The 20969-nt window shown below is 60.9% G+C and carries 16 protein-coding genes and 1 pseudogene; 3 read left to right on the top strand and 14 right to left on the bottom strand.

The window, feature by feature from the left end; genetic code table 11:
- From BZL43_RS03410 to BZL43_RS03420, 3 genes and pseudogenes are all read right to left on the bottom strand, one after another.
- Positions 1-2195, bottom strand: a 2195-nt coding sequence (locus tag BZL43_RS03410; protein WP_143517826.1) for a DUF4347 domain-containing protein, incomplete at its 3' end; no start/stop codon positions are given.
- 50 nt (positions 2196-2245) lie between these two features.
- Entirely contained in the window at positions 2246-3082 is an 837-nt protein-coding gene (locus BZL43_RS03415; RefSeq protein ID WP_095630999.1) for a sulfotransferase, read from the bottom strand.
- 232 nt (positions 3083-3314) lie between these two features.
- Positions 3315-4550 (bottom strand): annotated as a pseudogene (locus tag BZL43_RS03420) (glycosyltransferase family 39 protein); the annotation flags it as partial.
- A gap of 245 nt (positions 4551-4795) precedes the next feature.
- On the opposite strand from BZL43_RS03420, the gene BZL43_RS03425 reads away from it, so the two are divergent.
- Positions 4796-5383 carry a phage tail protein gene (locus tag BZL43_RS03425; RefSeq protein WP_095631000.1) on the top strand — a complete coding sequence of 196 codons (588 nt, stop codon included), beginning with the start codon at positions 4796-4798 and terminating at the stop codon, positions 5381-5383.
- Between the two features lie 53 nt (positions 5384-5436).
- Positions 5437-5748, top strand: coding sequence for a hypothetical protein (locus tag BZL43_RS03430; protein ID WP_095631001.1), 312 nt, complete (start codon positions 5437-5439; stop codon positions 5746-5748).
- Between the two features lie 145 nt (positions 5749-5893).
- Here BZL43_RS03430 and BZL43_RS03435 read toward each other — a convergent pair whose 3' ends face one another.
- The 11 genes from BZL43_RS03435 to BZL43_RS03485 all read right to left on the bottom strand — a co-directional run bounded on the left by BZL43_RS03435 (position 5894) and on the right by BZL43_RS03485 (position 19659).
- The gene (locus BZL43_RS03435; protein ID WP_095631002.1) at positions 5894-6391 is read right to left on the bottom strand and encodes a GNAT family N-acetyltransferase; all 498 of its coding nucleotides are present in this window, start codon (positions 6389-6391) and stop codon (positions 5894-5896) included.
- Positions 6392-6403: 12 nt separating this feature from the next.
- On the bottom strand, positions 6404-8500 hold the full coding sequence (locus tag BZL43_RS03440; RefSeq protein WP_095631003.1) for a biotin/lipoyl-binding protein: 2097 nt from the start codon (positions 8498-8500) through the stop codon (positions 6404-6406).
- Positions 8501-9820, bottom strand: coding sequence for an efflux RND transporter periplasmic adaptor subunit (locus BZL43_RS03445; protein WP_095631004.1), 1320 nt, complete (start codon positions 9818-9820; stop codon positions 8501-8503).
- Entirely contained in the window at positions 9817-10599 is a 783-nt protein-coding gene (locus BZL43_RS03450) for an efflux RND transporter periplasmic adaptor subunit (RefSeq protein ID WP_095631005.1), read from the bottom strand. Before BZL43_RS03450 ends, BZL43_RS03445 begins: the two co-directional genes overlap by 4 nt.
- Before the next feature lie 158 nt (positions 10600-10757).
- Entirely contained in the window at positions 10758-11624 is an 867-nt protein-coding gene (locus tag BZL43_RS03455) for an ABC transporter permease (RefSeq protein ID WP_007906397.1), read from the bottom strand.
- A 19-nt stretch (positions 11625-11643) separates the two neighbouring features.
- Positions 11644-12504 (bottom strand): ABC transporter ATP-binding protein, encoded by an 861-nt coding sequence (locus BZL43_RS03460; protein ID WP_095631006.1) that lies wholly within the window; start codon positions 12502-12504, stop codon positions 11644-11646.
- A gap of 5 nt (positions 12505-12509) precedes the next feature.
- Positions 12510-13535 (bottom strand): ABC transporter substrate-binding protein, encoded by a 1026-nt coding sequence (locus tag BZL43_RS03465; protein WP_095631007.1) that lies wholly within the window; start codon positions 13533-13535, stop codon positions 12510-12512.
- Between the two features lie 15 nt (positions 13536-13550).
- Positions 13551-14462 carry a TauD/TfdA family dioxygenase gene (locus tag BZL43_RS03470; protein ID WP_095631008.1) on the bottom strand — a complete coding sequence of 304 codons (912 nt, stop codon included), beginning with the start codon at positions 14460-14462 and terminating at the stop codon, positions 13551-13553.
- Positions 14463-14753: 291 nt separating this feature from the next.
- Positions 14754-16121: an HlyD family type I secretion periplasmic adaptor subunit gene (locus BZL43_RS03475; RefSeq protein WP_095631009.1), complete on the bottom strand. Its 1368-nt coding sequence runs from the start codon at positions 16119-16121 to the stop codon at positions 14754-14756.
- A complete protein-coding gene (locus tag BZL43_RS03480) occupies positions 16111-18267 on the bottom strand; it encodes a type I secretion system permease/ATPase (protein WP_095631010.1) in 2157 nt (718 codons plus the stop codon). Before BZL43_RS03480 ends, BZL43_RS03475 begins: the two co-directional genes overlap by 11 nt.
- Before the next feature lie 39 nt (positions 18268-18306).
- Complete coding sequence (locus BZL43_RS03485) at positions 18307-19659, bottom strand: TolC family outer membrane protein (protein ID WP_095631011.1); 1353 nt, start codon at positions 19657-19659, stop codon at positions 18307-18309.
- A 358-nt stretch (positions 19660-20017) separates the two neighbouring features.
- Between BZL43_RS03485 and BZL43_RS03490 the strand changes: the two genes are divergently transcribed.
- On the top strand, positions 20018-20969 hold a 952-nt coding region (locus tag BZL43_RS03490), incomplete at its 3' end, for a retention module-containing protein (RefSeq protein WP_095631012.1).

Raw genomic sequence — 20969 nt, forward strand, 5'->3', positions numbered from 1 at the left:
ATGGTCACCAGCGAGGTTTCGCCGACTCTCAACGCCGTGTCTGCGACCACAATGGTGGCCGTCGGGCGCACGGTGTCGACCGCATAGGTATTGGAGTCGGTGGTGCCGACGCCGGCGGTGCCCAGAATGTTGATCACACCGGTGTTGTCCAGAGTGATGACGTTGCTTGTATCGGAAATACTGGCGGTCGGCGTGAACGTTGCGGTCCAGGTGAGGCCGCCATCGCTGCTGCTTACCGCCGTCAACGTGCCGTTGGTGACTGTAAGATCCGCATTGCTGAAACCGATGACCACCTCGGAGAACGTAATGGTCACCAGGGACGTTTCACCGATGCTCAGCGTGGTGTCAGCGATCACAATGGTCGCGGTCGGCGGCGGTGCATACGCAGTGTTGAGTACGCCGCCGTCGTTATAGATGGTCCCGACTGCGGTTGGCGAGGTGCCGGTGCTCCCACCGCCCTGCGCGGTACCGCCTGCGCCACTGGCCGCGGCATTACCGGCCAGAGCGGCGAAGTTGGCGGCTGTGATCAACAGCGTGCCTTTGTTCCAGATCGCACCGACGCCACGGCCGCCAATGCCGCCATTGCTGGCATTGCTGCCTTGGCCACCACCACCGCCGCCGCCACCGCCGGCACCGATGTTGTTGCTGATGGTCGAGGTGCCAATGATGGTTATGGTGCCGCTGCTGGCGTTGTAGATCCCGCCCACCGCGTTGCCGCCAGCGCCACCGACCTTGTCCCAACCGGCCCCGCCGCCACCGCCGCCAATGGAAAGCGTGCCATTGGTGGCCGATGCACCGTTACCGCCGTTGCTGTAATAGGAAACGCCTACGCCGCCAGCCCCGCCGGTGGTGGTACCGCCGCGACCGCCCATGTGGGTGGCGTCATAACCGCCGCCGTAACCACCGACACCGCCGCCGCCCGCCTGGCCGCCCAATGTGCCGGTGCCCGGCCCTGCCGAACCGCCATGCCCGCCGCCCTGGCCGCCCAAACCGCCGCCACCGCCACCGCCACCGCCGTAAAAAGCGCCGGTGACACCGCCGCCGCCACCACCACCGGAAGCGGCGTTGGAGGTCACGCTGACGTTGTTCAGGGTCAGAATCCCTGCGTTGAAAATCCCCCCGGCCATCGCGCCCGTGGCGCCGTAGCCACCGTTGCCGCCATTGCCCGACACCAGGCCACGGGTAATCACCAGGCCATCGAGGGTCACGATACTGCCAGCCGTCACTTCCATCACTCGGGTCCGGTACTGACCGTCGAGAATCACGTCAGCCGCGCCGTCGTTGTTCAAGTCGCCATCAACGGTGATGTTCTTGTTGATCAGCAGCTCGGACGTCAGCTGTACCGTCATGTTGCTGCTAAAGGTGACGATATCGCCGTTCTGCGCCGAGGCGATGGCCGCGCGTAGCGAACCGACGCCCGTGTTGGCGTTGTTAGTGGCGGTCCAGGTGGCCAGGCCCCACTGATAGTCGGTCATGGCCGTGGCCGAGAGGACGTTGGCGCTTTCGATGTTGCCGGTGGCAATTTCCAGCTCCCAGTCGCCACCCAGGCCGGTGCGATCGCTGGAGGCGGCCACATCGCGGCCGGTCAATTGAGCCAGCGAGTCGATAAAATTCAAGCCGCGCTCGCCGTCGGCGGTGTAGCAGCCGTAAATCAGGATATCGCCGCCGACGTTCATGTCCTTGCCGATTTCCGCCAGCACTGCGCTGCGGGCCGCGACGTTATCGGCAGACAAGTAGCTGTTGCCCAGCCACAAATCGCCCGCATTGCCGTGAGCAATGATCTGCACCGAGCTGATGCCCTGATGGCCGTCCAGATAATCGGCGATTTGTTGCAGGCCATCTTGGCTGGCATCCAGCTGAACCACCTGGGTGCCGGGCGCAACGCCTTGAAGCAGGCTGTCGACAGCCTTGACCCGCGAATCGACAAACACCACGCTCTGCCCGGGCACTGCAACGGGTGCTGGCGTCGGTGTTGCATCGGCCTGGCCGTGAGTATCTTTGCTGGCCACCGGTTGATCGGCCGTCGGCGCTTTGACCGCCTCGGCGGTGGCAGGGCTGTCCGCCTGGGCAGTATCGGCAACCGTGGCGGCCACCGCGCCGTCGAACAGCATGCGGGGCTCCAGGGACATGATCATCGGCGAGGCCAGCGCTCGTGCGCCTTCGGTAACCCGCGACTTGCCTTTGCTCCACCACATGTTGCTCACCCGGACTCGAACTTTCTGAGGCATCAATGAAAACGCCGCAATCAACTGATCGCGGCGTCGGCTTTCATACGAATGACATTGGCGGCGCTGGCTGAACCATCGAGCCAAAAGGACAACTCGGCGTACTGCTTGAACAGGTCCGGCGGCAGGATCGTTCGCCTGGATTGCAATTGGACCTTGGCCTTCACCTTATGCAGCCCCGAAAGGCCGAGGGCCTGATCGAATTCCGGTGCGTCGTAGGCCAAATGGTCGAAGTCATGTTCGAACCAGGGTTCGCCAATGAAATCGTAGACCAGGCGCATCACCCGTTCCGGCGCCTGGCTCAGCAGGTCGTAATCGATGATCAGCAACGAGTCGGCATGTTCGCCGTAATAGGCTTCCTTAAGGGCGGCCCAGGAAAACCCCACCAGCCGATTGCGCTGGGCCAGGGTTTCGCAGCGGCTATAGACCGTGTTGCGTTCGACCGCATCGCCGAACAGCTTGGTGTTTTCGAAGGGGTTGGCACGGTACAAGCGCTCGATGCTGTCCATGACCCAAGCGACATTGCGTACGCAGGCAATGATTCTGGCTTGAGGGAACAGATCGCTGATCGCCGGCAGGCGCGAACTCCACAGGCGGTTGGTGTCGAACACCACCGGTTTGTCGGCCTTGTCGGCGTAGTAAGAGTCGAACAGGCCACGCAACAGACGGCGACGCAGGTCGGTGTCGATCACCGCACCGAATTCGCTGCCGGCGCTGCACTGTTCCAGAACACCGGAAAAGAGCGCACCCACGGGGCTGGTCATACCGGCATGAAAACGCGGATTCTGCAAAAGAATGGCAGAAAGAAGGGTCGAGCCTGAACGCGGCAAGCCGGAAATAAAGTGAAAGCGCTGCATCCATTCACCCGCCAGAAGTCCATTTGTATGACGAGCGTAGACCATGAATGGCCATACGACTAGTGGTGTTTTGATATCAAATCGGAGCTAAATCGACTGAAAAAGGCGATTCATATAACTGACTTAAAGATGAATCGATTAAGCCTTGGATGCGGCTTACCTCAGCACATATAAACGTGCCTTGGCGCCACCCACCCCGGTTTCACTCAGGCGCTGCCAACCCTGTGGCAAAGTCCACATAGCTGACCATGACGCTGATCTGATCGTTGCTATCCACCGTGGCATTGTTCTTCAGCCCCACCAGCTCGATGCCGACAAACAGCACCAGCACAGCCAGCGCCACTACTTTGAAGTCCGCGTACAAACGATCGATGGCCAGCGCTACAAGCATCGGCAAGCCCAGGGCATAAGCGCTCAGGTAGCGCTCGATGAACACCGGGGCTATGAACGACACCGCAAATACCAGCAACAATGGGAGAACGGTATAGATCAGCGCCAGCGCACTGCCACGGAAAACACTGCGATCGCGCGTCAGCGCCACACCCGCCAAGGCCAGCAACGCCAGTGGCAGCGCGATAAAAATCAGCGTGGGCAAGTTCTCGCCATCGTCCTGGATCAGGAACGACCAGATCATCGAAGGTAATGAGCCGAGCGTGACGAACGCCTCCCATCCCCTGTCGCCATTGGTTTTGAGCTGATCCGTATGCTGTAGCAGATCGAACAGATTGGGCACCCACGGCAGGTACAACGCCACAATCGCCATATTGGCCAGCCACCAGCCTGAGCGCTGAATGTGCCGCAATCGATACCCTGGCTGCACACGGATCAATCCCAGATACAGCCAATGACACAGCACGCAAAACGCCGTGAAGTAATGGGTGTAGAACGCCGCGCTCATCAGCAGGGTATAAATCACCAGGTAGCGCGTTTGTCGCGGCCGCTTGATCCAATACATCAAGGCAATCGTGGCACCGATCAGCCACAGCCCCAGCCACGAATACATACGCACTTGCTGGCTGTAATGCACCGCCGTGGGCAGCAGCGCCAGCAGGACCCCGGCCAGCAACGCGGCACGGCGGGTAGCGAGCAAGTCCACCAACCAGACGCCAAGCCCCACCGTGACAATCCCCGGCAGCGCGCTCAGGCTGCGAATCGAAAAAATGCCATCTCCGAACAGGTCGACCCAGCCATGCAGCAGCATGAAATACAGGGGTGGATGCACACCATGGGCCGCGTGCTCCCAGATCCCGGCCAGGGAATATTGGCTCAGCAACAGGCTGGACCCTTCGTCGCCCCGGATCGCTGCCGTCGTCAGGTGGTAAAAACGCACCAGCGCGGCCAACATCAGAATCGACAGAAGCCAATGCTCCCGCGCCCATCGCAGCAAGCGACGGGCAGCCGCCCACGATCCCGGCATCGCATGCGGGTCCTGGGTATCGCCCAGCGGTGTTTCTCTGCGCGCCTCCATTGCCTTCCCTCTGCAACGGCCAAGTGAAAAACCGAAGCTTTCCCAGCACTGTAGGACAGGCGCGAGCCCGACGTCGATGCTGGCCTTGCGACGGACGACGTCCGGCAATCATTCCGATCAGCGTCTACGCTTTGGCGTGGCGTGAACCAGCCATGGAGATGAAAGGAGTCGGCTGATAGCGCGAACTGCCCGTAACCGGGCCTGCAACGTGACGCATCAGACACTAACCTGAGGGATGAGGAACCATGGAAGTATTCATCGGCACTATCCAGTCTTTCGCCTTTAACTTCGCCCCCAACGGCTGGGCCCTGTGCAACGGCCAGACGCTGAGCATCTCGCAATACAACACGGTTTTCGCACTGCTGGGAACCTACTACGGAGGCAATGGCACCACCAATTTCATGCTGCCCGACCTGCAGGGTCGCATGCCAGTCGCCATGGGCAACGGCTTGGGCCTGACCCCGCGGGTCATCGGCGAAGTCTCTGGCACCGAGAACGTCACCGCGACCATTAATAACCTGCCCAACCACACCCACGCTCTGTCCGGGCTCACTGCCACCACTACCCTGCAATTGGCCAGCCCGGCGAGCAATCCGGTCACCAACCCGACCGCAACCAACTCGTACATCGGCGCCTCGAGCGGCGGGCCGGGCTCGGCGAGTATCTACTCCGATCAGCAAGGCGCCGCAGCCGTGCCGCTCAAGGGCGTAGCCACCACGGTAACGGGAGAAATCTCGTCCGCCGGCAACGGCTTGCCCATGGCGGTGATGAACCCGTTCCTGGTGCTCAACTTCAGCATCGCCCTGAGTGGTCTTTTCCCTTCGCGTAACTGAGGGTCTGGCTGGGGGTTCAAATCCCCCGGCCACTTTGCTTATGGAGTGATGCCATGCTGCAACAGGTTCAAAGCCGCCATTTTCAGGCACTGCTGGGCAAAACGGGAACGCTGCGGCTGCCCGATGGCAGTGAATTGCCGATCCATATCGAAACCCTTGCAGAAACGCCCCGCTCACAGCTGCCCAACAGCGAGCGCAAGCCGTTCAGCGTCGAGTTCAATAGCCTGCAACCCACTGATTTTGTCGATGGCTTATGTGTGATGCAATTGCCGGAACTGGGTCAGGTAGAAGATATTTTTGTGTCGCGAGTGCCGGCCATGGGGCGTGATCCGCAACGGGGGTATTTCTACATCGCGTTCAACTGAGAACTTTGTGGGAGCGGGTTTGTGGCGAAGGGGCTTGCCCCCGTTGGGCCGCGCAGCGGACCCAGGATCTGCGAGCGCTGCGCACTCGAACGGGGGCAAGCCCCCTCGCCACACAAGGCGCACCCACAGTTGATCGGCGGTGGGTTCAACCCTGTGGGTACCACACCAACCGCTCCGCCGCCGGATTGCGTTCTTCAACCTGAAACCCCAGCGCCAAGTAATGCTGGCGCGCATGGGGGTTATTGGCCCAAACCACCGTCGCCACCGGGCAGCGAATTTGCTGCGCAGCTTTTTGTACGCCTTGCAGCACCGTCCGACCGTATCCCTTGCCGCGGGCCTGGGGGATAAACGCCAGGTACAGCACGCGAATTTCGTTGGGGCCGAAGTCGGTGGTCAGTGCGCCGATGGCTGTGTCGAGTTTCTCAATCACGTAATGCATCGCATTGGGAAAGTTCTCCCCCAGCCCTTGTTCCTGCACCCTGAATTGCTGGGCAACCACCTGCTCAACCACTTCCTGCTCACCGTCGATCCATTGCAGATCCGGCCGCGCCGCTTGGTAAAGGCTGTGCAGAAAAGGTCCATCGCTGGTCCGCGAAGGCCTGACCACCAAGCCGTCCGCTGCCACTGAATCGGTTTTCGCCATCGCTGTTCCTCCTTAGAAACCGCTTTCCCTGACCCCCAGCGCCGCCATGCGTCGCCAGGCAACGCCCAATAACGATTCGCCACTGCCCTGCAACACCACAATGCCGCGCAACGGCTGCACCGGCGTCGGGGTATTTTCGAGGATGCTTAACCGCGCGCCGTACTGTGCCTGCACCGGCTCGGCGCGCTGATGCTGATCGCGGCGCACGGCAATCGGCCCGTGGTGATCGGAAGTCAGTGCTTCCTGATCGACATAAGCCACGCCGTTGGTATCGATTTCGCTCAATTGCACGGCGATCGCCGGGTGCATCGGGTCATCGGCGATGAACCGTCCGCTGGCTCCCGGGGCGACACGCCAGAGTTCGGCTTCGGCCAGATAACCGCGCAACCGCGCGCCGTCCTCGACCACCCGTGCCAAAGGATCTTTGGTCGAAAGCCAACGGCCGACCGTTAATTGCGGCAACAGATCGCGCACCTTGCCACCGTGGGGCGCGCGCAGCAGCAGGCGTTCGCGCTGAGCGGCCAGGCCGCGATATTCGGCCACGGCTTCGGCCAGGCGCTGTTCGACGATTCCGGCGTCGGCGGCGGTTTCGCTACGGCCGGCCTGACGACGCATCTGTAATTGCTGAATCTGGATTTCGCGACGGACGATGGCCTGGCGTGAATCCAGATCCGGTGATTCCAGTTCGATCAGCACCTCACCTTGAGCGACGATCTGACCATCATGCACATTCACCGTTTTGACCCGCGCCGCCACCGGCGCGTGCAGAGCGCTGGCGCGTCCGGCCTCAAGCATCGTCGGCAACTCCACCGCGCTGCGCCATGGCAACGCCAGCAGCAACAACAGCCCAAGCAACGCCAGACCGCTGACCAGTACCCGAGGCGCATGCGCCTGTTCGCGACGGCTCCACCATTGCCGCCACTCGCTCAGGATCGGCAGGAAGATGAACCACACCAGTTCCACCAGCATCAGGCAAATCCCCAACACTTTGAAGAACAGGTGGTAGACCGCCAGCGCAATGCCGAAAAACAGCACCGCCCGCCACAGCCACGCGCCATACCCCCAGAGCAACAAATGCCGCTGCATCTTCGGCGACCACGGCTCCGGCGCCGGGGCTGCGTAGCCGAATAAAACCTCGCGCAGCCGCCAGCGGCACAAGGCAAAGGCCCGCCCCTGAAGGTTGTCCACTTCCCAGAAATCACTGAGCAAGAAGTAGCCGTCGAAACGCATGAACGGGTTGAGGTTGATCACCAGTGTGGTGATCCAGGTCGCACTGGCGAGCATGAACGCCGCCGTGCGTCCGGGGCCGTCAGGCAACAGGGACCAGGCCAGCAACGCAACACACGCCAACACCAGTTCCGCCAGCACCCCGCCGGCACCGATCAGCAACCGCGCACGGCGATCATTGACGCGCCAGGCATCGCTGACGTCCGTGTAAAACATCGGCAGCAGCACCATGAACGCCACGCCCATGCTCTGCACTCGACAACCGGCACGCTTGGCCATGAAGGCGTGACCGAACTCGTGGCACAGCTTGGCGAAAAACAGCGCCACAGCGAACGCCAAGGCACCGCCGAGGCTGAACAGGTGCGGAAAGGTGGCGATAAACCGCTGCCAGTCCCGCGATACCAGAAACACCCCGAGCCCCAGCGTCACGGGTAATCCGTAGCGCAATGCACGCGGGCCGAAACGCTCCAGCCACGGCCAGGCGCGATTGAGAAAGGCGTTCGGGCGCCACAGCGGAATCCGGAAAAACAAGTATTGGTGCAGCAGGATTTGCCACAGGCTCTGGCGCTGGGCCGCGGCCTTCAGGCTGTAACTGGCGCGCTGCGACGGGTCGAGAGCGCTGATCAGGTCGTGGCCGCGCAAAAACGCCAGCAATTGCTCAAGCGCCACGTCATCCAGTGGCAGCCCCGGTTCGCGGTTGGCGGCACGCAGCACGTGTTCCGGATCGCCCAGGGACCAATGGCGCAGCAGGCGCATCGCCGCCGCACCGAGTTTGAAATAGCGCCCGCGCACCGGGTCGGCCAGGGTCCAGCGCGGCGACCCGTCGAGGGCCGGAGCCGCCGTCGACAATTGCAGGTCTGCCCGCAGGCTCGGCAAATTCATCTACAGGCCCACGCTCTGACGCAACGCGGCCAGCGGTCGACGCAACAGGTACAATGCCAATGGCGCACGTTCGCCGAAGACTTTCGCGGTGCCGCGCAGGCCGATACGTGGCGGCGCAGCCTCGAACGTCGCATCCAGCCGATAAGCCAGTTGCCCGGCCGCGGTGGGCTGTGCTTCGTAGGCCGAACGTTCGAGTTTGGCCAAGTGCCGCTGCAGCGGATCGCTGTCGAGAAACAGCGCGACTTGTGCGCCCGGTTCCAGGGCAATTGCATCGCCCACGGCCAACTCGATGCGCAACTCGGCCTGGTTCGGGTCGGCGATCTCCATCAGCCGCTCGCCGGTTTGCACCGGTTTGCCGGTCCAGCGCTCGGCGTCGGCAAACACCGCGATACCGTCCCGCTCGGCGCGTACTTCGCTGCGTTTGAGCAGCTCCCGGGCGTAATCCCGTTCGGCGCGCTTTTGCTCGACTCGCGCCGCCAGCAGATCGATTTTCGAACTGGATTCGGCATCGGCGAAGGAGCGTTGGGAATTGGCCTTGAGTTCCGCTTCGGCAACGCCCAGGGCGCGCCCGGCCACATCGGCCTGAGCCTTGAGCGTGGTGCTTTCGAAGCGCAGCAGCAGGTCGCCGGTTTTTACCGTCTGGTTAGGTTTGACGAGGAATTCGGCGATCACGCCGTCCAGCGGCGCCGCGACCACCCGACCGCCTAATGGGACGACTTCGGCCGGGGCCAGCACTGATTGGCGCACCGGGATCAATAGCCCGAGCAACAACACGGCAACCAGCGCCATCTGACGCTTGCGCGTCCAGCGCAACCGCCAGGGTTTGCGCGGTTGCTGCGCGAGCCAGGCATGGCTGTAGGTGTCGCCCAGTTGCGACAACAGCACTTGTTCGGAAGGGTTCCACGGCACATCCCGCGCCAGCCACAGGCCGCCGAACACCTCGCCCTGAGGATCGATCAGCGGCAGCCAGAACACCTGAGCGGCTGACAGGCTTTGCCAATCGGCCAGAATCGATTCGCTGAGAAGATCGGGCGCAATCACCCGCGCCTGTTTCAACACATCAAGCTTGAACAGCTGCGCGACAGCTTGTTCGACAAACGCCACGAACGGCGCATTCGGGTCCACGGCACTGACGCCCGTCACCGCCTGCACTTTGCCGGCAATCAACAGCGCGGCATGGCGGAAACCGAACAGCGCCTGGCCGTCGTTGACCAGGCTGTAAGCCAGTTGCGAAGGCGTGCGCGCGGCGCGGGTCTGGCGTTCGAGATCGAGAAACCTGGCGAACACCTGCTCGGCGCCGCCGGTCACCGGGGCGTTCATTTGAACTCCGCGAAATGCGCCGTTCCGCTCATGCCGGCCAACAGACCGTTGGCATTGGGCAACGCCGCCACCAGCAGCAAGGTCTGGCTGCCTTCGTCGATTCGAGCGCCCAGGCGTTTGACCGTGGCATCCAGCGGCTGACCGGTTTCATCGGGGACAAAACTGAAGGTCTGGCCGGGCTTGAGCTTGCCCATCCAGCGCGACGGCACCAACAGGTGAATTTCCAGGGTGCGGTTATCGACCACGTCCAGCAGCGGCGCGCCGGCGGCAACGCTTTCATAGCGCTTGACCTTGCGCTCGACGACCTGACCATCGAACGGCGCCACCACGCTGCAGCGTTTGACCTGAACCTGATAGACCTGAGACTGCGCCTGAGTCTCGCTGACCTTTGCTTCGGCCCGCGCCACTTCAAAGCGCCCGACCGAATTCAACGCCGCCAGTTGTTTGTTGTGCGCCAGTTCTTCACCCGCACCACGGCTGGCGGCCTGAGCCGCATTGAGTTGAGCCTGATAAGCCGAACAGTCAAACCGCGCCAGGGTGTCGCCCTTTTTGAACGACTCGCCTTCACTGAACGGCAACTCGACAATGCGTCCCGACAACTCGCTGGCCAGCACCGCCTGATCCCGGGCTCGCAGCACACCACGGGCTTCACTGCCGGCCGACGCATTCGCGCCAACCGCGCTGTTTTCCAGCAGCGGATCATCTGGCGCAGGCGTTTGCGCCTGTACTACGCACGTTACAAAGGTCAATCCCGCAACCCAAACACGAAAACGCCGCATAACCGTAACTCCCTGACGGATGAGCGGAGTCTACGACAGCGGGGGTGAGCGTCAAGCTCGCCCACAGTGATCTTCAATGGAAGCGGACTATGTGTTCGACACAGAACCCTGTGGGAGCGGGCTTGCTCGCGATGGCGCCAGATCAGTCACCGCAAAACTCAGCGCTGCATCCCCCACCGCTTCACCGTCACCCGCTCCAACGTATCAAACACCAGATTTTCCACCAGCAACCCAATCAGGATCACCACCGCCAACCCGGCAAACACCTTGTCGGTGTACAGCTCATTACGATTCTGGAAGATGTACCAACCCAAACCGCCCTTGCCGCTGGTCGCGCCAAACACCAACTCAGCAGCGATCAGCGTACGCCAGGCGAAGGCCCAGCCGATTTTCAGCCCGGCAAGAATCGACGGCAGTGCAGCCGGAATCAGGATGAACAACACGAAACGCATGCCCTTGAGGCCGTAATTACGCCCGGCCATGCGCAAGGTTTCCGAGACACCGAGAAACCCGGCATAGGTGTTCAAAGCCAACGCCCAGAGCACCGAATGCACCAGTACAAAAATCAGGCTGTTCTGCCCCAGGCCAAACCACAGCAGCGCCAAGGGCAACAGCGCAATCGCGGGCAATGGGTTGAACATCGAGGTCAGCGTACTCAGCAGATCGCGACCGAACCGGGTCGACACCGCCAGTGTCGTCAGGACAAACGCCAGAACGATGCCGATCAGGTAACCCTTGAGCAAAACAACCAGCGAAATCCACACCTTGCCCAGCAGTTCGCCACTGAGCAGGCCGTCCTGCAGCGCGCTGGCGGTTTGCAAAAAGCTCGGCAGCAGCAGGTCGTTATTCTGGTAACGGGCGACGGCCTCCCAAAGCACCGCGAGCAAAATCAGGATCAGGCTTTTACGTAGCCAGCCTTGCTGCCAGAGACGCTGGCCGAGCGGCAATTCACGCTCCAGCGGTACGCTGGTCAGCGGCTGCAAAACAGTTTCGTACTCTTTACGCGCAGATGATGAATGGCTCATCGGGCAATCCTCCAATGGCTCAATAAGCGATGCGAATGTCGGCGAAATCCAGCGCACGCTCGGTTTCCGCCGACTGACCTTCATCGAACAACAGCCGATGAATCCGCCGCGCCGATTCCTGGAACGCCACGCCACCCAAACTGTGCAAGTCGTATTGATGACTGTGGACTTCCGCCCGCACCCGACCCGGATGGGGCGACAGCAGCAAGATCCGATTGCCCACCACCAACGCTTCTTCGATGGAGTGAGTGACGAACAGCAGCGTAAAACGCACCTCTTCCCAGAGCAGCAACAACTCTTCCTGCATCTTGCGTCGGGTCAGCGCGTCGAGGGCGGCGAAGGGCTCGTCCATCAACAGGATCTTCGGCTGCATCGCCAAGGCGCGAGCAATGGCCACGCGAGCTTTCATGCCACCAGACAAGGTATGCGGGTAGGCATCGGCAAACGCCGCCAGACCGACCTTGTCCAGATAGTGCAGCGCCCGCTCCTCAGCCTCTTTGCGTTTGAGGGTTCTGGAAGCGAGCAGCGCAAACATCACGTTCTGTTTGACGGTCTTCCACGGTGGCAGTTGATCGAACTCCTGGAACACCACGATCCGGTCTGGCCCAGGCGCATCGACCCGCTGGCCTTGCAGGCGAATCTCACCCTCACAGGGCGGGATGAACCCGGCAACGGCTTTGAGCAACGTCGACTTGCCGCACCCCGAAGGACCGAGCAGCACAAAGCGATCCGCCGGATCGATCTCGAAACTGACTTGATGAGTCGCCCGCACCACCCGCTGCGGCGTGCGGTACTCGAGGCTGACGTTATCGACCGACAGCAGCGCTTGAACTGCCGCGATCGGTTTGCTGGCCGTGTGGCCTTGCAAAGGGGCGTTCATATCGGTCAGCTCCCTTGCAGCGGTGTGGTGTCCTGGAAGAAGTAATCCTTCCACGAATCCGGCTTGTTTTTGATCGCGCCAACGCGATAGAGGAACTCGGCCAACGGGTAGGTATTTTTCGGTGTGATGCTGAACTCGAACTGCGGGTTGTCGATGATTTTCAGCAACGCCGCACGATCGATTTTGGCCTTGGTGACACGGATGTAAGTGTCGGCCGCCGCACCTTTATCGTTCTGCGCAAACTCGGCCGCTTCGGTCAGTGCGGCGATGAAGGCTTTGTAGGTTTTCGGGTTTTCGTTGCGGAATTTCTCGGTGGCGAACAGCACGGTCGGCGAGTTCGGACCCAGCAAGTCATAGGTGTTCAGCACCACATGCACGTTAGGGTTTTCCAGCGCCTGATCCTGGAACGGCGGGTTGGAGAAATGCCCGCTCAACTCGGTACCGCCAGCGATCAGTGCCGCGGTGGCATCCGGGTGCGGAACGGCGATGGTGTACTTGTCGAGGCGATTGAATTCCTTGTCGCCCCATTGCTTGGCCGCCGCGTATTGCAGGAAGCGCGACTGCACCGAGACCCCAACCGCCGGCACCGCAATGCGGTCCTTTTCGGTGAAGTCGGCGATGGTTTTGACCTTGGGATTATTGCTCACCAGGTAGTAAGGGAAGTTGCCCAGGGAGGCCACGGCTTTGACGTTTTGCTTGCCGTGAGTGCGGTCCCAAATGGTCAGCAGCGGGCCGACGCCGGCTCCGGCAATGTCGATGGAACCGGAGAGCAACGCATCATTGACCGCTGAGCCGCCGGAGAGCTGGGTCCAGTCGACCTTGATGTCGATGCCTTCCTGCTTGCCGTACTTCTCGATCAGGTTCTGATCGCGCACCACGTTGAGCAGCAGATACACGATGCCGAACTGTTCGGCGATACGAATTTCACCTTCGGCGTGAGCCACAGTCGGCGCTACCAGGCTGCCGGCGAGCAGACTGAAACCCAGGCCAATGGCCGCAGCCAAGGGTGCAAATGGAAGACGTTTGGACATGGGAATTCTCCGAAATCAGTAAGGCGCGTCGCCCTGGATGGTGGTGCGATACAACTTGCGGCGCAGATGGCTGGGGCATCCGGCGGCGAGGTGAATCAGCGAACGGTTGTCCCAGAACACCAGGTCGTGGGCCTGCCATTGATGGCGGTAAATGTTTTGGGGCAGCACGCTGTGGGCGTAGAGCTCGTCGAGCAATTGTTGGCTCTCGTCTTCCGGCAAACCGACGATGCGGGTGGTGAAGCCCTCGCTGACGAACAACGCCTTGCGCCCGTTTTCCGGGTGGGTGCGGACGATGGGGTGAACCACTTCGGCAACCTGAGCGAGTTGCTCCGGCGTCAGGGTCGGGCGCCAATTGCCTTCGAATTTGCTCTCGCTGTAGCGCGCGGTATAGGAATGCGCGGCCGAGCGCCCTTTGACCGCTTTGCGCAGTGCTTCGGGCAGGCTGTCCCAGGCTTTGTGCATGTCGGCGAACAGCGTGTCGCCACCTTCGGACGGCAGCTCTTGGGCATGCAGCATCGAGCCCAGGCTCGGCAGTTCTTTATAAGACAAATCCGAATGCCAGAACTTGCCGGCATCACCAAGACCGATGGATTGGCCGTTTTCGATGATGTTGGAAACGATGAGGATTTCCGGATGCCCGGCCAGCAGGAACTGCTTGAGCACATGGATCTGCAACACACCGAAACGGCGGCTGAAGGCGATCTGCTGTTCGGGGGTAATGCGCTGATCGCGGAACACCACCACGTGATGATCCAGGTGCGCGCGATGGACGCGGGCGAAGTCCCGGTCGTTGATCGGGCGGGACAGGTCCAGGCCGATGATTTCGGCACCGACGGCGCCGCTGAACGGGCGGATTTCGAAGGGCTGTGACGCAATGGCGGCGACGCTGGTTGACACAGGCTTTGGAGAAAAAGAGACAACTGACATAAAAATCACTCCCACGCACAGCGCGCTCAAGGGCGCGCATCGATCAGAAACTCACGGAGGCCCCGTGTTGGTTCGTGTCGTGCGGCGCGCCGATTGGTCGGCAGGTACGCAGGGGAGTGACTTTATAGGTATAAGAATTGAAATTTAAATACCGTTAGTGAATAACGATATGGCTTTTGAAGTGCAGCGTCTTTGAGGCCGTCTTCGCGGGCAAGCCTCGCTCCTACAGAAGCCCGCGTCCCTGTAGGAGCGAGGCTTGCCCGCGAAGAGGCCATCACCCCCAACCGAGAATCACCGCTCGTGCAACGCTTCGGCGCGCGCCCGAATAATCGGCTTGAGCAAATAACTGAGCACGGTCTTCTTGCCGGTAATGATATCCACCGACGCCACCATCCCCGGGATGATCAGCAACGGCTTTTCATCCGTTCCGAGGTGGCTGCGCTCGGTGCGCAGCTTGATGATGTAGTAGGTGGTCTTCTTGTCTTCGTCGGTGATGGTGTCGGCGCCGATCTGCTCCAGCTTGGCTTTCAGGCCGCCGTAAATGGTGTAGTCGTAAGCCGTGAATTTCACTGTGGCGTCCTGCCCCGGATGCAGGAACGCGATGTCTTGCGGACGGATCTTGGCTTCTACCAGCAAGGTGTCATCCAGTGGCACGATTTCCACCAGATCGCTGCCCGGCTGGATCACGCCGCCGATGGTGTTCACCAGCAACTTGTTGACGATGCCGCGCACCGGCGATGTCACCAGCGTCCGGCTAACCCGGTCTTCCAGGGCCTTGCCAGTGGCTTGGGCCTTGTTCAGGTCAGTGCGTGCTTCGTTGAGTTGGGTCAGGGCTTCGCTGCGGAATTTGCCGCGAGTTTCGTCGATCTTGCGCTGCACTTCCTTGATCGCCGATTCGGCCCGAGGAATCGCCAGGGTGGTGGCGTCCAGTTGGCCACGGGTTTCAACCTCGGCACGCTTGAGTCGCAGAACCTCCACCGGCGACACCGCGCCCTGAGCCACCAACGGCTCGGACATGTTGATTTCCTGACGTTGCAGCGACAACGCGTTGCGATACTGAGACTGTTTGGAGGTGAACTCGCGCAGCTCTTGTTGACGCTGGATCAACTGCTCCTTCAAACCGCCGATTTCATCGTGCAGTTGCTGACGACGACTGATGTACAGCGATTCTTCACTGGCGGCCTGGACGGGAACAGCCTTGAGCACATCGGCGGGGAAATTCAGCGCACGGTCATCGACCTCGGCGCTCAAGCGCTCCACACGCAGCAACATCGACAGCCGATCGGCTTCGGTTTCACCGACATTGGAGGCAAACCGTGTGTCGTCCAGACGAATCAGCGGCGCGCCGGCCTCGACGATCTGCCCTTCGGTGACGAACAGCTCGGAGACGATACCGCCCTCAAGGTTCTGGATTTTCTGGATTTTCGATGACGGAATCGCCTTGCCATCGCCCTTGGTCACTTCATCGACCACCGCGAAATGGGCCCAAAGCATCAGGAACACGAAGAAGCCGATGATCGCCCAGATCGTCAACCGCACCACGCGCGGGGCGTCTTCGATCAGCGCTTTGTTGACCTCGGGAAGGGGCTGGCCTTGCAGCGATGCGGAGCCTTTGAAGTAGCGGCGGATGGAATCTTTGACCCCGGACTTAAGCAACACTGATCTGCCCCTTCTTCAACGCTTCCATCACGGCGGCTTTCGGCCCATCGGCGAGTATCTGCCCACGGTCGATCACCAACAGACGATCCACCAGCGACAACAGCGAAGCCCGGTGCGTCACCAGCACCACGGTCTTGTTTTCAATCACCGCAGCGAGGCGTTGCTTGAGGCGTTCTTCGCCGGTGTTGTCCATGGCGCTGGTGGGTTCGTCCAGCAACAGGATTGGCGGGTTGAGCAGCAGTGCTCGGGCCAGGGCGACATTCTGGCGTTGACCGCCGGACAGGTTCTGCCCACGTTCACCGACTTGCAGTTCATATCCTTGCGGATGCAGGCGGGCGAACTCGTGGACCCCGGCCAGTTCCGCGGCTTGCAGCACCAGTTCGTCTTCGACATAGCGTGCGCCCGACACCAGATTGTCGCGCAAGGTACCGGCGAGCAATTGGATGTCCTGGGGTACGTAGCCGATGTTGTGGCGCAATTCGCTGACGTCGATCTGACGGATATCCACACCATCCACCAGGAGCGCGCCGTCGTCCGGCTGATAGAGGCCCACCAGCAGTTTGGCCAGGGAGCTTTTGCCCGAGCCGCTGCGGCCGATGATGCCGATCTTCTCACCGGGCTTGATGATCAGGTTGATGTTCTTCAGCGCGGGGTTCTGCTGATCCGGGTAAGTGAAGTTCAACTGACGGCATTCAATGGCGCCTTGCAGCACCTTGCGGCTGAGTGGACGCTCATCGAAATTGCGCTCCTGGGGCAGCTCCATCATTTGATCGACCGAAGTCATGGTCACACGCGCCTGCTGATAGCGGGTCAGCAGGCCGGACAACGAAGCCAATGGGCTGAGGGCACGACCACTGAGCATGTAGCACGCGATCAAGCCGCCCATGCTCAGGTGGCCGTCGATGATCTGATACACACCGAAGACGATCATGATCACCCCGGCCAGTTGCTGGATCAGCAAGGTGATGTTCATCGCCAGACCGGACAGCATTTTCACCCGCAGCTCGAGGCGGCTGAGGGTGCCGATGGTTTGCTCCCACTGATACTGGCGTTCGCTTTCGGCATTGTTGACCTTCACCGCATCGAGGCCGGCGAGGGTTTCGATCAGGCTCGACTGGCGCTCGGCACCCAGGGCCATGGTTCGTTCCATGGTCGCCACCAGCGGTTTTTGCAAGGCATAACCGATCAGCAAGGCAATCGGAAACGCCAGCACCGGAATCCACACCAGATGCCCGCCCAGAATGGCGATGACCATGAAGATCAGCAGCGTAAACGGCAGGTCGATCAGGCTGGTGAGGGTCAGCGACGCGAGAAAGTCCCGCAGGCTCTGAAATTCATGGATGTTCTGGGCGAAGCTGCCGACACGGGCCGGACGGTATTTCATGGCCATGCCGACGATGCGCTCGAACAGCGTCGCCGAAATAATCAGGTCGGTTTTCTTGCCGGCCAGGTCCAGGCACAAGCTGCGCAGACTCTTGAGGATCAGGTCGAACAGATAAGCGCCCGTGATGCCGATGGCCAGGACCCACAGGGTCGACTCGGCCTGGTTCGGCACCACGCGGTCGTAGACATTCATCACGAACAGCGGCGCGGCCATGGCGATGATGTTGATCAGAAAACTGGCGGCGATGGCGTCGGCGTACAGCCAGCGCGAACGCTTGAGGGTGTCGCGAAACCACGAACGCGCGCGCGGGATCAGCGTGCCGTGGTTAACGTCGAATTTATGTTGGGGTTGGGCGAAGAAGACTTTGCCGCTGTAATCGTCGGCCAGCAGTTCACGGCTGACACAAACTTCCCCACCATCGCTTTCGCTCAGCAGCAGGCGGGCCTGATCTTCACCGTGCCAGCCGAGCAGCACTGCGCTGCGACCGTCCTTGAGCAGCAACAGCGCTGGCATGGCAATCGCCGGAATCTGCTCCAGCTTGCGTTGCAACACCCGCCCTTGCAGCCCGGCGCGAGCGGCCGCGCGGGGCAGCAGTTCGACGCTCAGGCGTTGTTTGGGTAACGGCAGGCCGGTGGTCAGCATCGCAGCGCTGGCCGGTTTCTGGTGCAAAGTGCAAAGGGCTAGCAGGCCGTCCAGTAACGGATCGTCATGCAGCGCGCGCGGATCATGAATGAGTTGAACTCCACTGACTTCTGATTCCACGCTCGACACTCTTGGCTAACGATTGAAATGGGGCAGGACTCAATTCATCCCGGGCAGCTGAACCTTGGGCTTCACATCGTTCTGCACAACGGATGCCAACGGTGCGACCACGCCCTGACTTTTGAGCAATTGGCCCATGGTCGCCTTGATTCGGTACTGAGTAAATAACTGAATGTTTTTGATCTCGGCCAAGCGACGGGAAGCGCTGAACAGCTCGTTTTCACTGTCGAGCAGGTCGAGCAAAGTACGTTCGCCGAGGCTGAACTGCTTCTGATACGCACTGCGCACGCTGGCGCTGCGATCGACATATTGCTGGGCGATCGGCACTTGGGCGTTGGCGTTGTTCAAGGCATTCCAGGCCAGGCCCAGCTCTTCGTTCAATACACGCAGAGCATTGTTGCGAATATCCAGCGCCTGGTTCGACAGGTAGGACTTGGATTCCAGATCAGCCTTGTTGCTGCCACCGGCGAACAAATTGAAGCGCATGCGCAGCATGGCTTGCCATTCATTGTTGTGACCATTCTGACCGTCAATATCGTTATCGGCGCTGCGGCCCAGTTCGGCATCGAAGCGCGGGTAGAAGCTCGACTTGGCAGCTTCGTACTGCTTCTCGGCGGCGGCGATATCGGATTCGGCTGAACGCAGGATCGGGCTGTTTTCCAACATCTGCGCCCGCGCTTCATTCAGGTTGGCCGGCAATAGCGCCATGAAATCGGCGGGCCGCTCCAGTTGATCGGGCATCTGGCCGACGGCGCTGAGGAAGTTGGTTTCGGCATCGGCCAGGTTGGTCTGTTCGGTGATCAGGTTGTTGCGGGCCTGGGCCAGGCGCGCGTCAGCCTGATCGAGGTCGGCGCCGCTGCCCACACCGCGCTGGGTGCGCAACTTGATCTGGTCAAGAATCCGCTCGTGGCTTTTCAGATTATCTTCGGCCAAGCGCACGAATTCGCGGCGAGTCAATACATCGAGATAGACCTGAGCGACGGTCAGCCCGGTACGTTCCGAGGTGCCCAGCAAGGAATAAGCGCGGGAATTAACGGTGGCTTGTTGACGCCCCACTTCGCTTGACGTCGCAAAACCGTCAAATACCATCTGTGACAGACGTAAATTTGACTCGCTACGGTTCAGCGTTTCCCAGTGGTTGCTGTTGCCAGCGGCGCGGGTGGTGACGCTATCAGTGCCTTCGCGACCGTAACCACCCAGCAGATCGACCCTTGGCAAGTATCCACCTTTGGCGGCCTTTAACTGATAATCCGCGGCCAATCGGCTGTTAACCCCTGCCTGAATTTCCGGATGGACATCCAGCGCCTGCTGCATGGCCTGGGGGAGGCTTTGCGCCTGAACAAAGCTGGCGGCAAGGGCGAAAGGTAGAGCCTTGAACAGGTGCAAACGCATAGTTGGAATTTCCCGGGACTTCTTGTCTTGAATCACTGCAGAACGTGGCGCTGCATCGGATGATGGCAACCGGAATGACCGTATGTCGGAAAGTTCAAAATCGGAACTGGCTCACACGTTGCAGGACAGGTCGCCGCTTAAATATCAATGTGACATTACAGGGACGATTGTTTAGGATGGCACCCATAAGGTCAATAGTTTGGCATAAAGTTAATTTCGAAAAAATATAGCCAATTTATTGGCGATTAACGCGTCAAACTTATGTACCGAATACCTTGAAAGTACGTCCAGCCCCGATCGACGATCACGCCGAGCGGTTCATGGAAGTCAACTGAACGTGACACCCGGAGAGTCTTCAATGAGCAGTGTTGTTGCCATCGTCAAAAGCATTGTTGGTCAGGTTTTCGCGGTGTCGCCAGAAGGCATCCGCCGTGTACTCGTTGAAGGCGACCGTTTGTTGGTCGGCGATCAGGTTGACACCGGTGCCGCCGGCGCCATTACGCTGGAACTGGCTGATGGCCGGACCCTGGACCTGGGCCGCGACACTCAGTGGAGCGGCAGCGATCCGGATTCCAGCACCGACCTTGCACAAGCCACTGCACAAGGCGCGCCATCGGTTGACGAATTGCAACAAGCCATCGCCGCCGGTGTCGACCCGACCACCGCTCTTGAAGCCACCGCGGCCGGCCCTGCGGCTGCGAGCGGGGGCGGCTCTATCGGTGGTGGCCACAGCTTTGTGACGCTGGAAGCAACCGCGGCCCGGGTCGACCCGACTATCGGCTTCCCGACTGAAGGCCTCGCCACGGCTGCATTGGCAACACAAGACACCCCCGGCGGCCAGACTGTCGATACCAGCGCCAATATCCTGCGCGAGTCGACCCTGAGCCTGAGCGCCACGCCGACCATCACTGAAGCCGGTGGCGTGCTGGTTTACACCGCGACCCTGACCGAAGCGCCGCTGACGGACCTGATCATCACCCTGTCCAACGGTTCGGTCATCGTCATCGCAGCCGGCCAAACTACGGGCACCGTCAACGTTCCGCTGGCCCCGAACGACACGGTTTATAACGACTCGACCCAGATCAACGTGACCGTCACCGGCACCACGGGCGGCAGCGGTATCGTGGTCACCCCGCCGACCGGTCCGGCCGTGACCCAGGTTACCGACACTGTCGACACCACCACCGTCACCCTTTCAGCGGGTTCGACCGTCACGGAAGGCGGGCAGATCACCTACACCGCAACGTTGACCAACCCGGCGCAGACGCCGGTCACCGTCACCTTGTCCAACGGTTCGACCATCACCATCG

The sequence above is a fragment of the Pseudomonas sp. PICF141 genome (genome assembly GCF_002286815.1).
Taxonomy (GTDB): domain Bacteria; phylum Pseudomonadota; class Gammaproteobacteria; order Pseudomonadales; family Pseudomonadaceae; genus Aquipseudomonas.

What these genes read in the sequence shown, in the direction of transcription:
- BZL43_RS03470 (WP_095631008.1), bottom strand. Translation starts at nt 14,462, where the DNA reads ATGTCAGTTGTCTCTTTTTCTCCAAAGCCTGTGTCAACCAGCGTCGCC.
- BZL43_RS03415 (WP_095630999.1), bottom strand. Translation starts at nt 3,082, where the DNA reads ATGCAGCGCTTTCACTTTATTTCCGGCTTGCCGCGTTCAGGCTCGACC.
- BZL43_RS03465 (WP_095631007.1), bottom strand. Translation starts at nt 13,535, where the DNA reads ATGTCCAAACGTCTTCCATTTGCACCCTTGGCTGCGGCCATTGGCCTG.
- BZL43_RS03430 (WP_095631001.1), top strand. Translation starts at nt 5,437, where the DNA reads ATGCTGCAACAGGTTCAAAGCCGCCATTTTCAGGCACTGCTGGGCAAA.
- BZL43_RS03435 (WP_095631002.1), bottom strand. Translation starts at nt 6,391, where the DNA reads ATGGCGAAAACCGATTCAGTGGCAGCGGACGGCTTGGTGGTCAGGCCT.
- BZL43_RS03425 (WP_095631000.1), top strand. Translation starts at nt 4,796, where the DNA reads ATGGAAGTATTCATCGGCACTATCCAGTCTTTCGCCTTTAACTTCGCC.
- BZL43_RS03450 (WP_095631005.1), bottom strand. Translation starts at nt 10,599, where the DNA reads ATGCGGCGTTTTCGTGTTTGGGTTGCGGGATTGACCTTTGTAACGTGC.
- BZL43_RS03455 (WP_007906397.1), bottom strand. Translation starts at nt 11,624, where the DNA reads ATGAGCCATTCATCATCTGCGCGTAAAGAGTACGAAACTGTTTTGCAG.
- BZL43_RS03445 (WP_095631004.1), bottom strand. Translation starts at nt 9,820, where the DNA reads ATGAACGCCCCGGTGACCGGCGGCGCCGAGCAGGTGTTCGCCAGGTTT.
- BZL43_RS03485 (WP_095631011.1), bottom strand. Translation starts at nt 19,659, where the DNA reads ATGCGTTTGCACCTGTTCAAGGCTCTACCTTTCGCCCTTGCCGCCAGC.
- BZL43_RS03460 (WP_095631006.1), bottom strand. Translation starts at nt 12,504, where the DNA reads ATGAACGCCCCTTTGCAAGGCCACACGGCCAGCAAACCGATCGCGGCA.
- BZL43_RS03440 (WP_095631003.1), bottom strand. Translation starts at nt 8,500, where the DNA reads ATGAATTTGCCGAGCCTGCGGGCAGACCTGCAATTGTCGACGGCGGCT.